The following is a 20,089-nucleotide window of genomic DNA, read 5'->3' as shown; positions in this document are numbered from 1 at the left end:
GAATTTTATTCATTTTTTTAAAAAGAGGTTTGTCTGTGGATGCATACAGCTTGAAATATGATTTTGGTGTCAATAATTTACAAGTTATTTCAGACATCATTGATGACTTGAATTTGGGTATAAATACGACGATTCATATATATCTGAATGCAGGGGGAAATGCACAATTAGCTGTGGACCTCACAAATGCCATAACTTTGTCATCGGCAAGGGAAATTAATTTAAATGTAACGGGTTATGCTAATTCAGCAGCAGCTTTTGTTGTAATGGGTGCAATGATTTATCAAAAAGGTAATGTAAATTTTATCTTTGATGAACCAATATGTTTAATGTATCACCGGCCGAGAACAATCAACTTTGAAACAAACCTTAATTACTTTGATTCCACCTCGTCCTTGTGTGTAGCTTATGACAAATTAATGTTTGATTGGGTGAAAGAGTATGAAGTAAGTTATAATAACCAACAGGCTTATTACAGCAATCACGAAATGGTTTTGATACTACAATAAAGGATTGATTATTATGCAGATTATAAAAGTCACTGGTCAGAAATTAGTAACGTACAAAGCGCCTGAGTGGATGAAAAACTCTGTTAGTGGTAAAGAGGCAATAAGAAGAGCTCAGGAATATGAAGCAAAAATGCAAAAGATGGCTTCAGGGTATGATTTTCTTAAAGATTGAATTAATTATAATTAAAGTGTTTTTTTCATGGTTGTCATGCTGGCTAAAATAATTAATTACTTATCAAATATTTTTTAATTGATAATGGTTTATTGCTAAATTTAATTATTTTTACAACAATTCAAGCTGTGATTAGTCGCTAAAGAACTTTAGCTTAAAAAGGCTCAATAGAAGTGATAATGTTTTTGTGAGAGTAAGATTCACATGAAGAAAGAGTCTGAAAATAGGGTAAGGTTAATGAAAATAATTAAAGCTACTAGAATGTTAGCGTTTGAAAGGAAAAATCTTAACTGGATAGTAAAACCGATAAGGACTGAAGACGCCACAATTAGGGTAAAGAGATGTGAGCTATGTTTAAAACGAGGGCACCGTAAAACTCAATTAGCAAAAGGATTAAGTATCTACTTAGCCCATTACATCTCTAAAACTTATAATGATGAATATATAGAAAAGAATAAAGAAAGGCAGAAAAAATCCTCTGCAACAATGCTACGCAACAAGCTTAACCAAGTAAGCCTTAGCAGAGAATTTGAAAGTATTTGACTTGAATCATCCTGCTAAGGTTTTTAGTAGGAAGACTTAAAAAATTTCAAAATCTGGATCTTGTTGACCAAGGTTCAAAAGGTTAAGTCGTTTTACATCTAGCTCATGCATCAGGTCCATCAATTTAGTATTATTAGAGATTAATTTTGGTGCAGGCGCTTGTTTATTAAGGATAAGTGTGCGCATTTCACGACGATATTGCTTTACGCGCTTCCAGTCATCATTTTCTAAATTTTTCATAACACACCCTTTTTAAACAGTACGCATACATCACCGTTGATATTGTATATAGAATCCATGTGCGGAGCAATTCTTATACGCTTAATATAACAAGCTTGAACCATGAACTGATAAACCTCGTCAAAGGAAGCAGTAATTTCTCTAACAAACTCAACCGCAGGGGTGTACTTGACATCGCAATAGAGGTTGTTTGAAAAGATATCTAGTTTATAAATGGGTATTCTTGGTTTGTGATACACAACACATAATGGTCCATCTGCTTGGACAATTACATTTTTCTGAGTGACGTTATAAAAAGAAAAATAAGCTAAAACATAGGCAGCAGCACTTATGGCAAATCCTTTAAAAACTAATATGACGCGCCTATCTCTTGGGCATTTCTCGATTGCTTCTATAAGTTTTAGAGTGGTTAAAATTACGCCGCCACCATTGTAATCGAAATGAATTATAACTTTGGTTTTATTACTTTCATCTTTTAATGATTTTATTATCAAATCAACTCTACTGTCATTAAGTCTGATTTCAGTGGTTAGTACATATCTTTCATGAGTTCTTTCTGTTTTCATTTTTTAACTTTAATTAAAGATACTTTTAATAATACGTCACAGACTAATTTGTCATGAGATTACAATCAACTGTTATATTAGAAGTTAAATGACTATAAACAATGGGGGGTGATTTGCTCAACCTTTAAAAAAAATTATATTCTTAATGGATATAAATTCCGTTGGTCATTCTCTTAGATCTGAATTAACTTTATATAGTCCTTGGTACTCTTTCTATGAGTTTCCCTTTTCTATCAAAGTATCGTTCCGGCCAGATTATTGACGGATGAAGATCTAAACTCTCTGCAATCAGCCATTCACCCTTAGGCCATGGGCGTGATAGGGCGTTTGCCAGAGTCGATGAGCTCAACCCTGCATCTCTAGATACTCTCGCCAAAGTGGTTCCACGTTTATGTAATGCAGCTATGATGTCAGCATGATGCCAATTTTTCATTTCTTCCTATCTCTTTATTAAGCAATTGAAAGAATGAGACTTTTATCCAATCAAATGAACCTTATCTCTAAAGACTTATAGCCGTTAGGTTAGATATCATGGGATCGTTCAACAATTTCTTATCCGCTATCTTCTGCAATGCTGACATAGATAATATCAATGAAGCTGAGGTGGCGAGACTTTGACCAAGCTGATTTAGACTCTCTGTTGAAAACTCTACCACCTGTTTGTCCGCCAGTGTTACGAGAGTATTACCAATAAAACTCAGAGTCTGACACAAGCCTTCAATCGATTCTTCACAGTAGGTAGCGAGAAGAAGCGTTTCTTGTTCACTAAGATTGGTAATATTTAATTTGCAAAATATATCATGAGTTTCAAATGAGGAACTTTCATAATTATTCATGATATATATCCTTATGATTATAAATATAAATTACATCTAATAAGCATTTTGGGATTGGATATACTTTTATGTTACTATCGGCGATAGCCATAGCATTACCTTGTTTAATGTGAATGGTTAGACGCCTCAGTGTGTTCTAGCACATTGAGGTGTTGTTAATAATATTTAATATTGAAATTCAACTTTTTAACTAGTTTGAAAACTATACGTGAGTGCTTAACGATGTCAACCAATGATAAGCAGAAAGAGCGAAATGTAGTACAGCTTCGTTTAGACCCAGAGTTATTTGAAAGACTATCAATAGCTATGAAACACGATGGCGATGATAATAAAGTAGGTTGGGTTAAGCGTTTATTAAGACGAGAGCTAGATCAACGAGGAATTAAATCTTCAAAACAATTAAAGATGGATGATTTCTAAAACGTGCTTATATTGTTGGTCGATTGAATATAATTTAAGATTTATATCTCAACAAAAATGAGTCATTAAATGAAAAATTTGAATGGCAACTAATCGTAATGATTAATAACTGGCATCAATGAAATCTATTCTTGAGGCCTATCCAAAGTATCAACTGCTATGCTTAACATATATGCACTCAACAGGACAAACCTATGTGTGGCCGTTTTGCGCAGTATGAAAGCAGAGACCAATATTTTGATGCTCTTGGCCTGACACCCAATGACATCCTCTTCGATCCCGAATCTATCGGGCGTTACAACGTTGCGCCCGGAACTTCCGTACTCTTGCTTCACCATCTTGACGCCGACTATCACTTAGATCCTGCTCATTGGGGATACGGTCCAGAGTGGTGGAACAAAGCACCCTTAATCAATGCCCGGAGTGAAACGGCTTCGACTGGACGCATGTTTAAACCTCTATGGCGAACGGGAAGGGCGATTGTTCCTGCCAACGGCTGGTATGAATGGAAGCGCGACGGCAGCGTCAAACAACCTTACTTTATTCACCATAAAAGTGATTCACCGCTGTTCTATGCTGCAATAGGTCATACTCCTTTCGACCGGGATAGTCCGGCTCAGGGTTTTGTTATCGTGACCGCTGCGAGCGATAAAGGGCTAGTGGATAATCACGATAGAATGCCCATTGAAATGTGCATTTATTTTGTGTCAGAACATCATTTCTGGTTGTGTCCACCAAAAATCTCCTCAGATCCTGTCTGGAGTTTCACCAGTGTATTGAGCATATCGTCCTGATCCAGAAAGCGCTAAGATTTCTTTGTCGTAGAGGATTTATGCCTACGTGAAGGGCCGTCTCCGGATGGCACGGATTGTGACTGCACTATGGCGTCAGTTTGGATATCGAAAATTATTGTACGTTAAGGTGGTTTTTTTGTGCCTCTGAGCTGTGGTAGAGCTTGGCCACTTTGACAGGCAGTTTTGAGCGAAATATAGACTTTCATATCCTGAGATTTACACTATTTGGTGGTTCAGGGTATGCATGATTGAAAACCTTAAGAGTATGCTCGTCAGCTATAAATAGCTGCATAATGTACCTAAACAGCAATTTTTTTAGGTAGGCTTGAGCACTACCACAGCATATCGGCATACTTCATTAGTGTCGTTTTTGAAGACACAATCAGTGGGATCTCCAAGCTCTAGACAATCGCCAGTGAACATATTAAATATGCGTGTCCCTTCTTCAAAGGTCAGTCTACCCTCAATGACCCATATAAACTGACGCCGGGAAAGATAAGAGATGGCCGGCATAGGAACCGTTGTGTTTGCAGGAAGTTCTACACTCACTAGATCTAGAGGCATTTGCCCCGGTGAGACGTGGCGACGAATATAACCGGTTTCTGGATCCTGCCACACAGCTTGATTTTCATGTCTGACAAGCGTACCTGTCCGAACTTCTGTAAGGGCAATAAGCTGTGACATTGACATATCAAAGGCACCTGAAATTCGTGCAAGTATGGTGGCCGTCGGGCTACTTTCACCACGTTCAATTTTGTGGATCATTGCCCGTGAAACCCCGGAATTCTGGGCCAGATCCGTCAATGACCACCCCCGTTGTTCTCTTTCCTGTCGTACTTTTTGGCCTATACGGGCGTTTAATTTGTCTTCTTTACTGGACATTTCATCTAACATATTGGATAACTACTATAGTGTACGATCTGTCTACTTTAGTTAATTAACGATGAGGTGTCTAACATGATTATCCGTAATGCTAAAGAACGCGATGGTGAAGTCATTGCGGAGATTTATAATGATGCCGTGCTTAACACTACGGCGATCTGGAATGAAACAACGGTCGATTCTCTAAACCGTATAAAATGGATCAGAGATCGGCAGAGTGCCAGCTTTCCTGTCATCGTGGCGGTAGATGAAACGGATACAGTGTTGGGATATGCTTCTTACGGTGACTGGCGTCCCTGGGACGGATACCGGAACACGGTGGAACACTCCGTTTACGTTCATAAGAGTGCGAGGGGCCGCAGAATTGGCACTGCACTATTACAAGAACTCATCAGACTGGCTGGAGAGCAAGGTAAGCACGTGATGGTGGCTGGCATTGAATCTGAAAATACGCCCTCAATCGCATTGCACAAAAAGTTGGACTTCACCGAAGCTGGCCGGATGTCAGAAGTTGGTACTAAGTTCGGTCGCTGGCTTGATCTAACGTTTTTACAGCTGCGTTTGAATACGCGTGACTTACCTTGAACGGGCCGGATGAGCACTCACCATCTCAATCATAATCGAAAAGCTTAAGAGCGACCCATCATTGTAGGAGCATCCTCATGTTCGGATGTCCCCTTTTGGCACTAACGCCAAGCCAAAAGAGAATTCATGTATGTCATGAGCATAAGCGGACTTACTGTTAAACTTGTCGCCTACGTCTTTTCATCCATACCCGTAAAGAGGCGTGGGCGTAACTGATCTGAGAAATCTCCCTTAATTAAAAACGTCAGAGAATCTTATTAATTTTTATGTCAGATAATCCACAGAATGATTTCGCTCGCGTTATATATGACACCGCAAAGCGATATCCCAAGCAGAAAAAATGCCGATACTATTTCTATGCGTCTGCCATGCCGTTCCGGAATCCAGCGTTTCACCATGAGGATATAAAGCGACAGAACAGTAAAATCGAAAAATATCCAGACAAGTGAGAGCGTCATCAGACTGACAGTAAAATCCTGGGTCACTGTAATGAACTGTGGAAAAAAAGAGACGAAAAAAAGGATGTCTTTTGGATTTGAAATACCGGTTAAAAAACCCTTAATAAGGCCACTACGGTTGTTCGCTTCCCTTTTTACTTTAATTTCACCTGATACGTGCGCGCCTTGAAGGCTTGTAGCGGCACTCCAACCTATAAATAATGAACCTGCAATACCCACCAGATAGAGTAAGAGTGGCGAAAGCGATAAAATACCTGCCAGCATTAGAGCGGCAAATGCGATGAGAACCAGAGATGCTGCGTTGGTGCCGGCTACAGTCGCAAAGGCTTTTCGGCTACCATGACGAGCCGCAGTGCCAGTGACCAGTGCAATAACCGGTCCGGGAGTCAGCAGTAGCATCAGAACCGCCATAATGTATGCCCCCAGTAAAGTCAGATTCATGGTTTGTTTTTCTCCGTATGGATATGAAGTGGGCTACGACTAAAGTCAGCCGCGCCGGGCTCCCTCAACTGATACTGCTTCCACTCAAGATTGTGTTCTTCATCTCATTTCCTTGGCAGTGCTTTTTTGATGGGTAGTATTATTCAGGCATGTCAGGACGTTGAAAAATGGAAAAAACTGCGATTAAATGTGAGTTAAACTCACAATGAATGGTTAACATGGCACTCCCACCCCTTTATGCGCTGCGTGCTTTTGAAGCTGCCGCCCGCCTTGGCTCGTTCAGTAAAGCGGCTGCCATGCTGAATGTGACACCCGGTGCTGTCAGCCGGCATATCCGAACGCTGGAATCGTGGTTTGAATGTGAGCTTTTTCGACGAAACGGACCCCGTGTCGAGGTAACGGATGCTGGTCGCGTTTTGGCAGAACAGCTCACTGAAGGCTTTCAGTCTCTAGAACGAGCCTGTTATGCCTTTCGCGGTAATAGCCGCGAACTTCGTTTGAAAGCACCGTCGACCCTGACTATGCGCTGGTTACTCGATGTGCTGAATGCTTTTCGTGAGCAATACTCAACACCTAAAATTGAAATTTCCAGCGTTTGGATGGACACCGATACGGTTGATTTCAGCCGAGAACCTTATGACTGCGCAATTTTACTGGGAAATGGTCATTTTGGACCGGGCGCCGAAAGCAGTGTGTTGTTTAAGGAATGGCTTGTTCCGGTTTGTACCCCGGCGCAGGTTGAGCAGGCGCAAAAAGATATTTTTAGCTGTGAGCTTATTCATCCCTCACCTGATCGGCGTGACTGGCGAAGATGGCTCAAACGAACAGGAAAATTTGGTCAACTTAATACTGCCCGAGGTAAGGTTTTCGACACGCTGGAACAGGGAAATCTGGCGGCAATAAGTGGCCATGGTATTTCAGTCGGTGATTTACTGCTGAGCATGGAGGCAATTAAAAATGGCCTGTTAGCTCTGCCATTCAACGAGGCCGTTGCAACCGGAGACAGTTACTGGCTTGTCTGGCCAAAAGGAACGCCGCGCCGAAAGAACATCAGTCTACTTTATGACTGGTTAAAAGAAGCTGTTCCTTACGAGACATCTGCGGGAATTGACTACCTGAATTAAAAACCGCTCTTGACTCCAAGCAGTGCTATGGCAAAGGCTTGGAGCAGCGTAACAACTGCGGCACAGCATATGAATCTCGGCGCTTTTGCGATGAGCCTCACGCTTTGTCAAATTCTCGAAGTGTTGGGCAGCGTTGTTTTTTATTTGTACAGGCAGGGGGCGAACTGGTGCACATGCCACGCGCGCTGGCCCTTAGTGAACAGGTTCGTGCGGCAGTTAAACTGGCGACACGGGTGCCAAGCCATGGTGAAAATGTTCATCTGGCAGGCTTCGCTGCTTCAACGTGTACGCAAATTTCACTGTTCGTCGCAACACCTTATAGTGCAATTTCTGCCCTGCAAGATTCATTTGTTGTTGCCGCTGCCGGAGCTTGTGGCACGTAGTGCAGTCCAGCAGGCATGCGGGTTCGCACGTTTGAGCTGCCAGTACTGCTTGAGACTGGCGTGACACTCCCGCTTCCAACAGCATACTGCCCATCGCAAACCATTCGCCAACTATGTAGTCATGATGACTGAAGGCGTGCGTTCAACGCACTCATTGATTAAGTAATTGTCACTTCTAGGCAGGTATTGAGTTCTTTACAGTGATCCAAGATTTTACTGTCAAGGGACATCCATGCAACTCAGGCTCTGCTACAACCGTATAGTTGGTGCTGCAGAGTCGTACGATTCAACAGGCAATCGATGCTCTGGAAGAGATGAGGCAGGTTTAACGACAGCACGCAGCCGCAGTTAGGGATACAGGCGGATGACATACAAAATCAGGCGCACATTGCCAACATGCTGCGCGTTGTAATGTGCCTGGAGGCGCTGCCGGACGATAAATTACTCAGTGCGGTAATGAGTTACAGCCTTGTAGTCTCTGACGAGACCTCTGCGCACAGTCGACTGACAGCTTTACTGGCCAATTGGCTCCAATCGTTATCTGGAGGTTTTATGTCATTAAATACCAATGATTTTACTGTTTTTGATATTAAAGAATTCCCACTGGTCTGTTTTAACCAATGTGCGGTGAAGCAGGGTTATGCTGGCCAGTGGGAGGTGGAAATGCAGCAACTCATCGAGAACGGGACGCCGTTTGTGATGGTTTATGATCATATGCGCGTGGAAGAGACCCCAGCCGACTGGCGGCAACGTGGGGACTGGCTGATTCACCACCGCCAGCTCGTCAGCAAATGGTGTAAAGGGATGGTGAGTATTGAAACCGATGCGTCGCGCTGTGAAGCATTAAGTAAAATGCGCAAAATGTTTGGCGTACCGCATCAGGTTGTCAGTTCGCGAACTTATGCGCTGGAGAAAATGAAGCAGTGGCTGGCAGTGGCGAAAAATTAATGGCAAAACATTATTCATGAGAAGCTCTTTTAAATAAGCGCGGTGCGAGATTTCATCCGACCGCGCATTTTAAATGCGCCGCTGTCTCAAACTTCTTTCAATATTTCTACAAATTTCAGCAAAAACCGCGCCCGGTTTTCAAGACTGCCACATAATTGTCAGTGCGCTGATGGCGGCCGCTCATGCCGCACGAATATAACGGCGGGTTATCACCCAATGCATCGGAAAATCGATACTGGAAAAACTCTAAAGCTGTGGCCAGTTTTTGTTGACCACTTCAGCACTGACCGGTGTTAGACATCAGCGATAGTGCTGATGTTTTCTTCTCGAGTTATGTTTCCAGCTTTTTTTCACTTTAAGAACGCAGGATTTATAGTCATCCCATGCGTTCACCAGCATTTTCCCACGTGCGGCCCGTAACTTCAGGGGATAGTCCCCGTATTCAGCAAGGTGAAGCCAGTAATAGCTTTTTTCCTGGCGGGTACTGAACGCCTTGAAGATAAAATTCCGCATAAACGGGTAGTAAGTCCAGGTTCTACCACAGCCTGGGTCTCTTTCCGGGTGCAGGTGAAGTTGCCGAGCTTTCCGGCGTTCCCCCCTCAACATTACGGTTTTACGAAAAGAAAGGGTTAATCAAGCCTGTCGGCCGTAATGGCCTGAGAAGGCAGTTCCATAGAAATGTATTGAATAAACTTCAGCTGATAGCGCTGGGACAGGCTGCCGGATTTACCCTGGCTGAAATGACTGGAATGTTAAATACGGAAGGCCGGACTGTAATCGACCGAAAGCTTCTTGAGCAACGAGCCCGGCAAATTGACAGCACTATTCACAGGTTACAGCTGTTGAGCAAAGGCCTGAAGCATGTTGCCCGGTGTACAGAACATGAGCATACGGATTGTGAAGAGTTTAAAAAGGTCGTTGCCAGAGGACTGCGAGTCATCAGGTAGTCGCTTCTCAGCCGTAATCCTTGTTTATCGGCCATAGCCATAATGCGGTAAGCACTCGTGGCACCTTATATCGTTTTATGAGGGATATTTTTCGATATAGAGTTGCTATAAGGAATGAGCTGTTTAGTGATATTCGTTATGTCTGCTTTTGGCACTAAAAATTTAATCGCAGAGGGGAGTTCTGTCTGCCTAACTTTATAAAGGATTCCAGACCCGCCTTACACTAAAAACGAATCGGGCTTTCATACCTCAACTAGAAGTTTATAGATACTCATATAAAAAGCCCTGATTCCTCAGGGCTAATTTTAAGATTAAGAGGTGGGTAATGCCATCATATGGTATTTATTACCGTTGAAATGGAAGAAACCAACATCGTCAAATTTGTTTCTCGTATGGAAAGCATATGAGCGTGGGTTCAGTACATTGACAAATGTCACGATAACTAGGTAATGCGCAGCAAAAACTTTCCGCTGATAGTCCAAAAGCAGCTCACCCACTCCGCGACTGCGATACTCTTCTGCTACACAGATAGGCCCGTACTGATATGAAGTTTCCGGATCCAACCTTTCTCCTTGATAAGTATAATCGTTCAATATACTGGCCATATATTCAAACATTGGCCACGGGCTTAGAAATTTCCACGATGCACCTAACAGCAGCCCAATGACTTTGTCGTTCGCTTTATCAACAGCAATTACCACACCACTTTCTGCAGCACTCAATTTGCATAATTGCTGCTCCGTCATATCTGTGGTTACAAATCCATTTGCGCGTTGCTCACTTTCAAGATTTTTTGAATGATATCGTTCAAGCAACTTTTTTACTTCAGGGGCGTCAGAAGCCTGCGCTAGGCGAACAACTATATTTCCGTTTGCAATTGTCACTATTAAGCTCCTATAAAATATCTGACTGAGAGTGTCACCATCATGGCACCTACGGTGATGAACAAAACCTTACGAATGATTTCACCATTCGTTTTAATGGCATGTAGACTGCCAATATGATTACCGAGCAAGCTCGCTATAATCATCGGGATGCCAATTAAGTAAGCCATTTTTCCAGCAATTGCAAAGGCTACAAACGCGCCAATATTCGATGAGAAATTAAAAATTTTACTGGTAGCCGAAGCCTGCAGCAAACCAAACTTATTTATGACAGTCAACGCGATGATGAAAAGACTACCCGTACCAGGTCCAAAAAAGCCATCATAGAAACCGACAATAAAGCAGACTATAAAAATAGTAAAAAAATTAGTCTTGGCGGCATTATCAACAGACTCTTTGATCTTACCTTTGACAGTTGCAGCAATCAAACCAACTGGCAGCAGAGCAACAATTACTATTGATAAAGTTTCAACTGGCAAAAGTAATATGACTTTTGCCCCTACGTACGCACCGGCTAATGCAGAGATAAGTCCTGCCGGTATTACCCTCCAAATAACAGACTTATTTTTTACAAAATTTTTAATGGCCGCGATAGTACCAATTGTACTGACCAGTTTCTCCTGCCCCAAAGCGAGTTGCGGTGGCAATCCTGTCAGCATAAAAGCGGGAATTAATACTAACCCCGCCCCGCCAGCAATAGCATCAATGTAACCTGCAATAAATGATGCAATAACCAGAAGAATTACCCCGGCAACGAGGTAATGAGAAATAATACTTCCCTCAACAAACATTGAGTTATTAATTTGATCTAACATTTAGAATACCGTTATAGAGTGCGCAGATGGTGGAGGCAATTTAATGGTTCAAGAAGTTGAGACTCTACTGGTCTGGTTTTCATACCAAAAACACGTAATAGCCATCTGTCAGTGCCATCAAAACGAGGTTCGAAAGCATTTCGGGTATGCATCGTCCTCTGATTTAAAAAAGTGACCGCATCGCCAGGTTCAAGTGGCACATTGAACCAAAGATCATGCTCTAATGTTATAAATCGCATTTTTTCAAGCGAGGCTTCTGCTTCCAGAGTCATACCACTTGTATTATGCCAGTCGAACCGTGTATACCAGACATTGTCTTTTTTAACTATGATAGGAAGACCTTCAACGATTGACTCTTCAGAAAAACTTGCTGGCCGCTTTACTTTAAAAATGGGCCTGGAAAGATTATCTATATCCTTTTCAGAAAGTTTACTCAGTATTTCATCAAGCTTTAAGAGACTTGTATTAACACCGTCTTCTTTCCTCAGACATAATAATGTCAGCGTATCAGGACATCCTCCCAATCTGTGAGAGGCTATTTCACCTGTTATATGGAGATCTGGATTATCCACATGGGGGTAAAAATCATGCTTCGCTCCCTGCGAACTTATTTTTTCTTCTGACTGCATTATTGGGCAAACATGCCTTATCAGATGCCCATCATTTTCTCCCTGATATACGACAGGCCATAGCCCAGCCTGAAAATGTGCAGAAAGATACGCACCATGCAGTTCAGCGTTTTTGGACTCAACATAATTGGCATATGAGGGTGTTACAGGGGTTTGAGTTAATTCTTCTGCATTAAACTGTGGTAGTTTCCATATTACAAAGCATTCCTCATCCAGCTGTTTTCGAAACTTCTCTGTCGATATGGAAAGTGCATCTTTGGTACGATCTGCTATTGATAGTATAAATCCATTCTTCATAAACATACCCTGTCTTGAAGCTATCTATTAAATAAAATTATTTTTTTCGTATTATTTATACATAAATATGCACAAATATTTCCCTTACATTCCATTCATAAAAGTGCGGGTATATTTATATCGCAAGATAAGAAGATTTTTCAAGAGCCTGCTTAAAGTCCGGAATGTACACCTCAACTAATATTGATTTACAAAAGATAAAATGCTTATTAGATAGGATGTACGATATTTTGTAACGTAGAAAGATGATCTGGACTACGGCAACCTAGCTTGTCAATAATTAATATATACTCAAAAGATATATATTATATTCAAGATCGGCAGCCTCCTTTACAATAGTTTTGGATTCAGTGAAGGATGAGAATATGCTTATATAGCCTGAAGACAGGCTTAATCGATAATAATGGTTTGCAGCGTATTAAGCAGAAAGATCAGCATGAGATAAGCATTATATTACATCCTGCAAAAAAAACTTGTAAAGCAATGGGTTATCACTGAATGAACGGCTACCTAGTTCTCCGTATCGCTAAGCCGAGTTAAACCTGTGATCCTTAGCAAAGCACCGGAATTTGGTATTAAATAGGTCAGTTCGTCTTGCCCTATCACGATGAAAGAGGTCATAGGACCACGTCTCTGCATGATTGTTTTAACGGAAATACTGGTAAACCAACCTCGTCCCCATAACAAAATACTGAATTTTGGTTTGCTGATATTTTTGAACAGAACTAGGAATAAGTCCCAAAGATATTATGAGCTACCCTGCTTTATAGATGGGCGGCCTTGATATATGAACCCATATTATGAATGCCCGCCTTTGACACTTTAACGACCCACACATACATAATTGGGCAGCTTCGAGCGTGAAGCGGACGTTATGACGGCAGAGTTAGATCGAGATATCTTAAACAAAGGGGATAAGCCCGCTTAATGCAGCTATACGGAAAAACTTCGCCTTTAAAACATTCCACCAATATTTCTTTTCACTTCGTCCAAAATACTGGATTGCTTAGCCAATCATGTTCCTCCCTTACTGCGTATCCCTAATTGAGCAATAGCCTCTTGCAGGTGTTCCAGAAACGCCTTCACTTTCACCTGTAGGTATTTTCTGCCGGAATAGAGCGCGTATAGCATCAAATCTTCGGGTTCGCGGTTACAGTTAATTTTAACAAGGGAGCCGTTATTGATTTCTGATTCACAGGCATGGAGAGGCAAAATGGCGAAACCAAGTCCTTTTAGCGCAGCGGCCTTGGCCATCCATCCACTGTTAACCTTATAGCTGGACTGCACCTGGACATTTTGGTTTTGTTTAAATCTCCAGGGCATTCCCTGGAGTACCGACATACTCGTAATGCAGGGGATTTTGGTTAGTTCATCCACCGATTGTGGTGATGGGTGACGTGCCAAAAGTTCTGGTGCGGCTACCACACAGCTCGGCCAGCGCAGAATTTCCCTGGCAACCCAGCAAGAATCCTCCAGAGGCCCACGTCCAAAGCGTAATATCAGATCGAATCCATCCAGTAGCCCCTCTGTTGGATCCAATTGTGTGTCACAACTGAGCTGTATTCGTGGATGCCTGATGCAGAAGTCAGCGAGAATATCTGCCATGAATGGAAGGTCTGGTGTAATGATCTTCAGGTGGCCTGATAGTGAATCACCAAACAGGGCGACTTCTTGCAGAGCATGATCCAAAGCGTGCGTGAGCGGCGTAATAGATTGATACAGCATTCTACCTGCTGCGGTTGGCATTATCCTACGTGTCGTACGTTCCAGTAGCCGCACATGAAGTTGTTGTTCAAGTAAAGCGACATGTCTACTGACATTGGACGATGGCAACTGAAGCTGCTCTGACGCGAGCTTAAAACTCAGCTTTTCATAAACAGCCTGAAAGCTCATCAGCCACTGCAATTCACATTTCTCAATCATTAATTATCCCAAAAAATGAGTTTAACAAAGCTATAACTCTATATTTATCAATAATCAGGTGGCCATTACAATTTTCGTTAAGTTTCGTAACAGGAAAGTAATGATGACCAAGCCCAAAAAAATTGCCATCGTAGGTGCCGGCGTTGCTGGAATGGCACTTGGAATACTCGCGACCAAACAGGGCCATCAAGTCAGCCTGTTTGAGCGTGGCAACAACGTGTCTTACTTAGGAGCTGGCGTAACTTTATGGCCCAATGCCATGTTCGTCATGCAGAAGATGGGGCTGGACGAAAAGATCAGGCACGTAGGGGGTACACCGTGCATGATGCGCCAGTTTGATCGGAATGGTCACCTTCAGACACAGTTCGATATTTTAGCCGTGAATTCACTTTGCGGTTTTCCGAGTGTTACTGTCTTACGACGTGAACTGATGCGCTTACTGGCCGGTAGGTTAGAGAGTCTGGGTAGTAAGATTAAATTCAATTGCCCAATCACTACCGCGGACGTCACGAAATTGAGCCTGGAGTTTGATTTAGTCGTCGGAGCTGACGGACGTATGAATTCAGTCGTTCGTCAGTCATTGCATGGGGAGCAAGAAACCCCTCGTTATCATGGTTTTGTGAACGTGATAGGAGTGGGAAGGCAACGAGAGGACGCATTGCACAACGCTATTGATGACTTTCGCGGCCAAGGTGAGCGTTTTAGTATCGTCCCGGTGAAGGATGGATTGTGCTATTGGGCAGGGGCGTGGAACGCTCCTGTTGACAATGAACGTCCTCGGGCACATTGGTACAACGAGTTGCATCGGCGTTTTCGAGACTGGCCTGATCCTGTGCGAAATTTGTTGCTGTCATGTGACAGTGCATCTGTTAAAGGCATTTTCGTGCATGACATTGATCCTCTTCCCTTTTGGCATCAAGACAATGTTTTAATTATCGGGGACGCGGCTCACGCTTCCTTGCCGACATCTGGGCAGGGAGCGTGTCAGGCACTGGAAGATGCATGGCACCTTACTTGTTTAATGAAGGAGACAGATGATTTGGAAATTGTTCTGCAAGGCTTTTACCAACAGAGACATATCAAAACTTCAGCAGCGCAGTTGGTTGGAAGACAATTCGCTAAAAAAATTTTTTCTGAGCAGCCAGAGCCACTGCTGCCTGCATCCACTATTTCCGCAGCAGAACTCAGTCAGTTCTGGATGCAGGGTTTAAAGCATGTAGCCTTCTGAAACCAGATTATAAGGATGCGGTATGACTGTATCTCAGACAAATACTGACCGGTGCGATGTTATTGTTAAACACTGATCTAATAATGTCCACTTTTGGCAATTAACGTCCAGCCATTAGAGTATTCATATATGTCATGAGCGAAACCGGGCGTTTTGCTCATGGCTTTTGAGTATGTCCATAACATCGAACATACCATCCTGGCCACAAAATATATCTCTAACGTTCCTGGTCATTCAGCGCTAGTCGTAGATGTTGCTCTATAAAGTTCGCTTTGAGCGCGCTATAGCGATGAACATCGTTTTTACTGAGTAATGCTGCCGAGTATTTTATCTCAGCATACTCCCCAGCAATGTCTTTGTTTTGTCTTAAATAATCACGGAAAGCAAGATGTCTTAATACCTGCATATTTCCAATAGCAAACGCATGCACTTGATGACTACGATGATCATCGCCCTTAATAAAATATCTTCGCCCCGAAATCCCGTTCTCACCGCGAGCAACATACCCGGCGCGGGTCATTGCATAGTTGTATGTATCCAGTTCATTGATGTCGGAGACTTCCAGGAGAATGTCAATTACCGGCTTTGCTGAGAGACCAGGCACAGACGTACTGCCAATATGATGGATACTTTTAGCCACTCCACCGAGCAATGTCTTTATCAGTAAACTTTCAGCTTCAAACATCTCAGGCCATTTATCATCGTATGGCACAACAATAATCGTCCGCATATACGCCTCTTCCTTAGTTCTGAGTATTTAACATTCGATTTCGTTTACGAATCACACCTCCTACCACATATGTTATGTTTAAAACACTTCCAGAACATGAGGGTAGAAACATGATTGTAAGGACATGGCACGGATGTGTACCAGTCAAACATGCAGAAGGCTTTGCAAACCATTTGCAAAAAACTGGTGTTGAACATTCAGAAAGCACACCGGGAAATCTGGGGGCATATGTACGAAGAGAGACGCAGGGTGAATGGGAGCATTTCTTCTTTGCAACTTACTGGAAAAATCTTGAGGCAGTGAAAGCATTCTCAGGCGAACAGTACCAGATTGCAGTCACCTATCCGGATGACGAGCAATTCAAGCTGCTATCCGATCCTTACGTCTTCCAGCATAACGTCCAAACCGTCTCCCCTTTGTAGTAATTTGATGGCTGATGACATGAGACGGCCTCTTCCCCTTCGGGGTATGCTAAGTACTCACATTTTACATAACAGTGTGGGTGCCTACAAATGATGTAAATGTCCGCTCTGGGCACGGAGCGGACATACCTGCCTTCATTTTTTTAATACTCTAGCGTTCAACTCACTCAGGCTGATAAAAGCGGCATAGAGAGGATAATAAAAATTGCCATGTGGAAATGAAATCTTTGCCATAAAAACCCTGCTCTCCAACGTACAAAGCCCCGTGGTAGCAGGGGCTTAAATAATTCAAAGTAATCAAGATTCATCGCTCGACAAACATCTCGTGCAGAAAAAATCAGCCTGGCGGGAGGGCATCATCAATCTGTTCATTCTGGGCACCTGAACCTGGGCGTGCCATGCCAAGATTGGGCTCTTGACCCAGTAGAGGGGGTTCATCAAATGCGGTGAACTGGCCTACTCCATCATAGGCAGGACCTTCGCTCCAGCGTCCTTTTGGCAGCGGTTTGTCCAGCGAGGTATTGAGGCAATAGTAGGAGTGTTCAAGCGCCTCGTTCTCTCGCGGGAAACTGTTGGGGATAGGCAGTGAAGCACTCAATCCCCCCAATTCTTCAATTACCGCCATCCATTGCTGCTGATGCATGGTGTCACGGGCAATCAGAAACGCCAGGAACTCTTTCATGCCCGCATCATCCGTCAAGTTATAAAGCCGCGTGGCCAAGACGCGCCCCGTTGCTTCGGCAGCGATATTGGAAAGCATATCGGCGGCAATATTGCCCGAGGCATAAATATGGCTCATGTCAAAAGGCACGCCGTTGGCATTGACCGGCATGGCCGACAGCCCGGATGAAAGAATGTGACGCGGATTCATCCCGCCGAGTATGGCATTGACGATCGGGTCCCTGGCCGACGCCTCCTGATAGGAGAGAGGCGCATCTTCAAGATTCAGCGCCACGGCATAACCCAGCATCTCAATGTGGCTAAGTTCTTCGGTCGCGGTCGAGATGAGCAAGTCCCGAATGCGAACATCCCCCCGGGCCCCCATGGCCTGAAAGAAATATTGCATGGCCACACGTATTTTGCCTTCAAAACCCGTGCTTTTAGGCCGTTCGGCGGATTTTAGCCGCTAAAATCCCCGCCGCCGGTTGGCGTGCATAGCTATGCACGGCCGCAGAATTCATCGGCGCCGTTCTGGGCGGTTTTCGGGGGGCAAGACAGGGGATTTTGCCGGTCAGGGCGTGAAAACGCCCTGAGGGCCGCTGAGGGGGTGCACGCAACGGATGTTATGTTTAATGTGCAGAACTACTCCATCATCATGATTTTGATGTCCGCTTTTCGCTCAAAGCAGACCAACTACTGTCAGGTCTGCTTTGAGCGAAAAATAGACATTAATTTTCCTGAGCCAAAAATTCATGGAAAGGGTTGCTTTTCCATTAAACGAATTTCTAATTGCGAATAAATTACTATAAATAGCGGAATGTCAGGCATATGTTGATATTACTATCTAACCCAACAAATAAAACTTTTTGTCGTGATGGAATGAGTTAATGAATAAAGTAGATTCAGGGATCGTAATATTTGATATTGATGGCACGCTGACCGACAGCGTTGAGCAACATCAACGTGCATTCGAAATCGCCCTACGCACCTTTTCTTTCCCAAACCTCAGAACAAACTGGGGCGACTACACCCACCACACGGATAGCGCTATTTTCGAAGAAGCCTGGGAAGAGGCGCATTATGAAAGTCGCCCTGATTTATCCGAGCTGGAATACCAGTATCGCTGCGCGCTTGAGCATGAAATTGCATCGAGACCTTTCACTGAAATTACCGGTGCCGCTGTTTTCCTGCAGTGGTTAAAGGATCATTCTTGGAGCGTTGTTTTTGCCACTGGCAGCCTACGGTTTGGTGCCGTGAAAAAACTGGCGGCAGTAGGCGTGGACGCTGAAAAGGTTGATTTGGTTACCGCATCAGAGTTTAGAACTCGCGAAGAGATCGTGCGGGAAGCTATTCGTTTGGGTAGTAAAAAATTTCCGGCTGCACATAAGCATTCGGTGATATCAATAGGTGATGGATTATGGGACTTAAAAGCTGCAAACAATCTCAACCTGCCCTTTATAGGTATTGGACGCGATGCTAAAGCTAAAGTGCTGACGGATTTAGGTGCTCCTGTGTTTGATAATTTTATCAACCTGATGAACAATGGAATTGGATTATTCAGATAGATGAAAGTCGTGCGCGCGTGGCAAGGTCCGCTGTGAGCGGAGAGCGGACCTTTGGCTGAGACAGTAACAGTTCGCTTCCATATCGGCGATCCGCTTTCTTTAGGCTTCCGGTCTATAATGTTGCTGGCGGCCTTCAATTTTCCTGTATCGATACTTGCATAAAGTGAATTTCAGATTAATTTATTGAAGCTTTGAAGATATTAAACTGAGGCTCATAAGAATGGACTTTCTCAATGATGGCCACGACATCTTAAGCACGGTCACCCAGGCTCAATTCTGGCGAGACTCATCGATGAACCATGTGGAAAGTCGCCGGGCGTGTAATAGCCGGGCGTGTTATAAGCCACACAGTCATCCAACCTTTTCTATTGGCGCAGTCGATGCGGGCGGTAGTACGTTTACAGGCGCGTCAGGTGGCCCTTATCCTTTGCGGCCTGGCATGATGGTTTTTATTCCGGCTGGCTGTGTTCACGCCTGTAATCCCCTGAACGATCAGAGTTGGAGCTACCAGATGCTGCATCTGGATGCTGTCTGGCTAAGCAAACTGTTGGCTGAAAGGCGGAGTTTCTCAGGGGGCTTTATCAGTGAAAGCAACATTCGACTGATTGATAATCAGTCTTTATATCGTCGCTTCTGTCAACTGAATGCCAAACTGTTTTCGGCCGCCAGCGTGGAACAAAAAAATGCAGCGCTAATAAAGTTTATTGGCGACTGTGATTCGGACATTGATCTGGTAGAAACATTTCCTGCACTCCCTCCTCATGATAACAGAGCACTAAGAAGGGTGATCAAGCTGTTGCAGGAAACCCAGCGCCAGCCTCTGGCGCTGGCAGATTTGGCAAACATCTCAGACATGAGCCGTTATCAGCTAATCAGGGCATTCCGCGTCGCCACGGGCATGACACCGCACGCCTACCAACTCAATATGCGCATTAATCAGGCGCGCTGCTGGCTTCAGGCTGATCATAACCTTACGGATATTGCTTATCGCCTTGGTTTTGCCGACCAAAGCCATTTTCAACGCGTATTCAAGGCACATACGGGCGTCACGCCTGGCTGTTACCGCGCCTGAGAAAATGCAATTTTAT

25 protein-coding genes and 2 pseudogenes are annotated in these 20,089 nt (G+C 43.7%); 14 read left to right on the top strand and 13 right to left on the bottom strand.

Annotated elements, in window-relative coordinates:
• Positions 1 to 35 precede the first annotated feature (35 nt).
• The 3 genes from SC206_RS02120 to SC206_RS02110 all read left to right on the top strand — a co-directional run bounded on the left by SC206_RS02120 (position 36) and on the right by SC206_RS02110 (position 1,224).
• Positions 36 to 509, top strand: coding sequence for a hypothetical protein (locus SC206_RS02120; protein ID WP_332733722.1), 474 nt, complete (start codon positions 36 to 38; stop codon positions 507 to 509).
• A gap of 13 nt (positions 510 to 522) precedes the next feature.
• Positions 523 to 681, top strand: a complete 159-nt coding sequence (locus SC206_RS02115; RefSeq protein ID WP_332733720.1) for a hypothetical protein — start codon at positions 523 to 525, stop codon at positions 679 to 681.
• 237 nt (positions 682 to 918) lie between these two features.
• A complete protein-coding gene (locus SC206_RS02110; protein WP_332733718.1) occupies positions 919 to 1,224 on the top strand; it encodes a hypothetical protein in 306 nt (101 codons plus the stop codon).
• Positions 1,225 to 1,260: 36 nt separating this feature from the next.
• On the opposite strand, the gene SC206_RS02105 is transcribed toward SC206_RS02110, so the two are convergent.
• The 4 genes from SC206_RS02105 to SC206_RS02090 form a co-directional block, all read right to left on the bottom strand.
• Positions 1,261 to 1,464 (bottom strand): hypothetical protein, encoded by a 204-nt coding sequence (locus tag SC206_RS02105; protein WP_332733716.1) that lies wholly within the window; start codon positions 1,462 to 1,464, stop codon positions 1,261 to 1,263.
• On the bottom strand, positions 1,461 to 2,030 hold the full coding sequence (locus SC206_RS02100; protein WP_332733714.1) for a hypothetical protein: 570 nt from the start codon (positions 2,028 to 2,030) through the stop codon (positions 1,461 to 1,463). The genes SC206_RS02105 and SC206_RS02100 overlap by 4 nt, the downstream gene beginning before the upstream one ends.
• Before the next feature lie 190 nt (positions 2,031 to 2,220).
• Positions 2,221 to 2,463, bottom strand: coding sequence for a helix-turn-helix domain-containing protein (locus SC206_RS02095; RefSeq protein ID WP_332733712.1), 243 nt, complete (start codon positions 2,461 to 2,463; stop codon positions 2,221 to 2,223).
• Positions 2,464 to 2,530: 67 nt separating this feature from the next.
• Complete coding sequence (locus SC206_RS02090) at positions 2,531 to 2,866, bottom strand: hypothetical protein (protein ID WP_332733710.1); 336 nt, start codon at positions 2,864 to 2,866, stop codon at positions 2,531 to 2,533.
• A gap of 222 nt (positions 2,867 to 3,088) precedes the next feature.
• On the opposite strand from SC206_RS02090, the gene SC206_RS02085 reads away from it, so the two are divergent.
• Together SC206_RS02085 and SC206_RS02080 are read left to right on the top strand one after the other, a co-directional pair.
• On the top strand, positions 3,089 to 3,286 hold the full coding sequence (locus SC206_RS02085) for a hypothetical protein (RefSeq protein WP_332733708.1): 198 nt from the start codon (positions 3,089 to 3,091) through the stop codon (positions 3,284 to 3,286).
• A 194-nt stretch (positions 3,287 to 3,480) separates the two neighbouring features.
• Positions 3,481 to 4,080 carry an SOS response-associated peptidase family protein gene (locus SC206_RS02080; protein ID WP_332733706.1) on the top strand — a complete coding sequence of 200 codons (600 nt, stop codon included), beginning with the start codon at positions 3,481 to 3,483 and terminating at the stop codon, positions 4,078 to 4,080.
• On the opposite strand, the pseudogene SC206_RS02075 reads toward SC206_RS02080, so the two are convergent.
• Positions 4,020 to 4,163 (bottom strand): annotated as a pseudogene (locus SC206_RS02075) (ISNCY family transposase); the annotation flags it as partial. The gene SC206_RS02080 and the pseudogene SC206_RS02075 sit on opposite strands and share 61 nt — an antisense overlap.
• 232 nt (positions 4,164 to 4,395) lie before the next feature.
• Positions 4,396 to 4,974 carry an XRE family transcriptional regulator gene (locus SC206_RS02070; protein WP_332733704.1) on the bottom strand — a complete coding sequence of 193 codons (579 nt, stop codon included), beginning with the start codon at positions 4,972 to 4,974 and terminating at the stop codon, positions 4,396 to 4,398.
• Between the two features lie 63 nt (positions 4,975 to 5,037).
• Between SC206_RS02070 and SC206_RS02065 the strand changes: the two genes are divergently transcribed.
• On the top strand, positions 5,038 to 5,547 hold the full coding sequence (locus SC206_RS02065) for a GNAT family N-acetyltransferase (protein ID WP_332733702.1): 510 nt from the start codon (positions 5,038 to 5,040) through the stop codon (positions 5,545 to 5,547).
• A 269-nt stretch (positions 5,548 to 5,816) separates the two neighbouring features.
• Here SC206_RS02065 and SC206_RS02060 read toward each other — a convergent pair whose 3' ends face one another.
• Complete coding sequence (locus tag SC206_RS02060) at positions 5,817 to 6,446, bottom strand: LysE family translocator (RefSeq protein WP_332733700.1); 630 nt, start codon at positions 6,444 to 6,446, stop codon at positions 5,817 to 5,819.
• A gap of 218 nt (positions 6,447 to 6,664) precedes the next feature.
• On the opposite strand from SC206_RS02060, the gene SC206_RS02055 reads away from it, so the two are divergent.
• The 4 genes from SC206_RS02055 to SC206_RS02040 all read left to right on the top strand — a co-directional run bounded on the left by SC206_RS02055 (position 6,665) and on the right by SC206_RS02040 (position 9,848).
• Complete coding sequence (locus SC206_RS02055) at positions 6,665 to 7,570, top strand: LysR substrate-binding domain-containing protein (protein ID WP_332733697.1); 906 nt, start codon at positions 6,665 to 6,667, stop codon at positions 7,568 to 7,570.
• A 38-nt stretch (positions 7,571 to 7,608) separates the two neighbouring features.
• Positions 7,609 to 7,953: a hypothetical protein gene (locus tag SC206_RS02050; protein ID WP_332733695.1), complete on the top strand. Its 345-nt coding sequence runs from the start codon at positions 7,609 to 7,611 to the stop codon at positions 7,951 to 7,953.
• 396 nt (positions 7,954 to 8,349) lie between these two features.
• Entirely contained in the window at positions 8,350 to 8,901 is a 552-nt protein-coding gene (locus tag SC206_RS02045) for a hypothetical protein (protein WP_332733693.1), read from the top strand.
• A 545-nt stretch (positions 8,902 to 9,446) separates the two neighbouring features.
• A complete protein-coding gene (locus tag SC206_RS02040; protein ID WP_332733829.1) occupies positions 9,447 to 9,848 on the top strand; it encodes a helix-turn-helix domain-containing protein in 402 nt (133 codons plus the stop codon).
• A gap of 311 nt (positions 9,849 to 10,159) precedes the next feature.
• Here the strand turns inward: SC206_RS02040 and SC206_RS02035 are convergent, their stop codons facing one another.
• The 4 genes from SC206_RS02035 to SC206_RS02020 form a co-directional block, all read right to left on the bottom strand.
• The gene (locus SC206_RS02035; RefSeq protein ID WP_332733691.1) at positions 10,160 to 10,732 is read right to left on the bottom strand and encodes a GNAT family N-acetyltransferase; all 573 of its coding nucleotides are present in this window, start codon (positions 10,730 to 10,732) and stop codon (positions 10,160 to 10,162) included.
• A gap of 2 nt (positions 10,733 to 10,734) precedes the next feature.
• Positions 10,735 to 11,547, bottom strand: a complete 813-nt coding sequence (locus SC206_RS02030; RefSeq protein WP_332733689.1) for a sulfite exporter TauE/SafE family protein — start codon at positions 11,545 to 11,547, stop codon at positions 10,735 to 10,737.
• Between the two features lie 11 nt (positions 11,548 to 11,558).
• Positions 11,559 to 12,473 (bottom strand): hypothetical protein, encoded by a 915-nt coding sequence (locus SC206_RS02025; protein WP_332733686.1) that lies wholly within the window; start codon positions 12,471 to 12,473, stop codon positions 11,559 to 11,561.
• A gap of 1,014 nt (positions 12,474 to 13,487) precedes the next feature.
• Positions 13,488 to 14,396, bottom strand: a complete 909-nt coding sequence (locus tag SC206_RS02020) for a LysR family transcriptional regulator (RefSeq protein ID WP_332733684.1) — start codon at positions 14,394 to 14,396, stop codon at positions 13,488 to 13,490.
• 100 nt (positions 14,397 to 14,496) lie between these two features.
• Between SC206_RS02020 and SC206_RS02015 the strand changes: the two genes are divergently transcribed.
• Entirely contained in the window at positions 14,497 to 15,624 is a 1,128-nt protein-coding gene (locus tag SC206_RS02015; protein WP_332733682.1) for an FAD-dependent monooxygenase, read from the top strand.
• Between the two features lie 217 nt (positions 15,625 to 15,841).
• Here SC206_RS02015 and SC206_RS02010 read toward each other — a convergent pair whose 3' ends face one another.
• On the bottom strand, positions 15,842 to 16,354 hold the full coding sequence (locus SC206_RS02010) for a GrpB family protein (RefSeq protein WP_332733680.1): 513 nt from the start codon (positions 16,352 to 16,354) through the stop codon (positions 15,842 to 15,844).
• A 110-nt stretch (positions 16,355 to 16,464) separates the two neighbouring features.
• On the opposite strand from SC206_RS02010, the gene SC206_RS02005 reads away from it, so the two are divergent.
• Positions 16,465 to 16,776 carry an antibiotic biosynthesis monooxygenase gene (locus SC206_RS02005; protein ID WP_332733678.1) on the top strand — a complete coding sequence of 104 codons (312 nt, stop codon included), beginning with the start codon at positions 16,465 to 16,467 and terminating at the stop codon, positions 16,774 to 16,776.
• 337 nt (positions 16,777 to 17,113) lie between these two features.
• On the opposite strand, the pseudogene SC206_RS02000 reads toward SC206_RS02005, so the two are convergent.
• Positions 17,114 to 17,857, bottom strand: a pseudogene (locus SC206_RS02000) (manganese catalase family protein); the annotation flags it as partial.
• A gap of 466 nt (positions 17,858 to 18,323) precedes the next feature.
• Between SC206_RS02000 and SC206_RS01995 the strand changes: the two are divergent.
• Together SC206_RS01995 and SC206_RS01990 are read left to right on the top strand one after the other, a co-directional pair.
• Complete coding sequence (locus SC206_RS01995) at positions 18,324 to 19,001, top strand: HAD family hydrolase (RefSeq protein ID WP_332733676.1); 678 nt, start codon at positions 18,324 to 18,326, stop codon at positions 18,999 to 19,001.
• A 220-nt stretch (positions 19,002 to 19,221) separates the two neighbouring features.
• Complete coding sequence (locus SC206_RS01990; protein WP_332733674.1) at positions 19,222 to 20,073, top strand: AraC family transcriptional regulator; 852 nt, start codon at positions 19,222 to 19,224, stop codon at positions 20,071 to 20,073.
• Positions 20,074 to 20,089 lie beyond the last annotated feature (16 nt).

Source organism: Rouxiella sp. T17 (genome assembly GCF_036663475.1).
GTDB lineage: Bacteria > Pseudomonadota > Gammaproteobacteria > Enterobacterales > Enterobacteriaceae > Rouxiella.
The sequence above is the reverse complement of the archived record's forward strand: the minus strand, read 5'-3'. Positions and strand labels throughout refer to the sequence as shown.

Bases quoted from the DNA above. Each gene is read 5' to 3' on its own strand.
- SC206_RS02025 (WP_332733686.1), bottom strand. From the start codon at position 12,473: ATGAAGAATGGATTTATACTATCAATAGCAGATCGTACCAAAGATGCA.
- SC206_RS02080 (WP_332733706.1), top strand. From the start codon at position 3,481: ATGTGTGGCCGTTTTGCGCAGTATGAAAGCAGAGACCAATATTTTGAT.
- SC206_RS02085 (WP_332733708.1), top strand. From the start codon at position 3,089: ATGTCAACCAATGATAAGCAGAAAGAGCGAAATGTAGTACAGCTTCGT.
- SC206_RS02055 (WP_332733697.1), top strand. From the start codon at position 6,665: ATGGCACTCCCACCCCTTTATGCGCTGCGTGCTTTTGAAGCTGCCGCC.
- SC206_RS02070 (WP_332733704.1), bottom strand. From the start codon at position 4,974: ATGTTAGATGAAATGTCCAGTAAAGAAGACAAATTAAACGCCCGTATA.
- SC206_RS02020 (WP_332733684.1), bottom strand. From the start codon at position 14,396: ATGATTGAGAAATGTGAATTGCAGTGGCTGATGAGCTTTCAGGCTGTT.
- SC206_RS02115 (WP_332733720.1), top strand. From the start codon at position 523: ATGCAGATTATAAAAGTCACTGGTCAGAAATTAGTAACGTACAAAGCG.
- SC206_RS02010 (WP_332733680.1), bottom strand. From the start codon at position 16,354: ATGCGGACGATTATTGTTGTGCCATACGATGATAAATGGCCTGAGATG.
- SC206_RS01990 (WP_332733674.1), top strand. From the start codon at position 19,222: ATGGACTTTCTCAATGATGGCCACGACATCTTAAGCACGGTCACCCAG.
- SC206_RS02105 (WP_332733716.1), bottom strand. From the start codon at position 1,464: ATGAAAAATTTAGAAAATGATGACTGGAAGCGCGTAAAGCAATATCGT.
- SC206_RS02030 (WP_332733689.1), bottom strand. From the start codon at position 11,547: ATGTTAGATCAAATTAATAACTCAATGTTTGTTGAGGGAAGTATTATT.
- SC206_RS02060 (WP_332733700.1), bottom strand. From the start codon at position 6,446: ATGAATCTGACTTTACTGGGGGCATACATTATGGCGGTTCTGATGCTA.
- SC206_RS02045 (WP_332733693.1), top strand. From the start codon at position 8,350: ATGCTGCGCGTTGTAATGTGCCTGGAGGCGCTGCCGGACGATAAATTA.
- SC206_RS01995 (WP_332733676.1), top strand. From the start codon at position 18,324: ATGAATAAAGTAGATTCAGGGATCGTAATATTTGATATTGATGGCACG.
- SC206_RS02065 (WP_332733702.1), top strand. From the start codon at position 5,038: ATGATTATCCGTAATGCTAAAGAACGCGATGGTGAAGTCATTGCGGAG.
- SC206_RS02015 (WP_332733682.1), top strand. From the start codon at position 14,497: ATGATGACCAAGCCCAAAAAAATTGCCATCGTAGGTGCCGGCGTTGCT.
- SC206_RS02100 (WP_332733714.1), bottom strand. From the start codon at position 2,030: ATGAAAACAGAAAGAACTCATGAAAGATATGTACTAACCACTGAAATC.
- SC206_RS02090 (WP_332733710.1), bottom strand. From the start codon at position 2,866: ATGAATAATTATGAAAGTTCCTCATTTGAAACTCATGATATATTTTGC.
- SC206_RS02095 (WP_332733712.1), bottom strand. From the start codon at position 2,463: ATGAAAAATTGGCATCATGCTGACATCATAGCTGCATTACATAAACGT.
- SC206_RS02005 (WP_332733678.1), top strand. From the start codon at position 16,465: ATGATTGTAAGGACATGGCACGGATGTGTACCAGTCAAACATGCAGAA.
- SC206_RS02110 (WP_332733718.1), top strand. From the start codon at position 919: ATGAAAATAATTAAAGCTACTAGAATGTTAGCGTTTGAAAGGAAAAAT.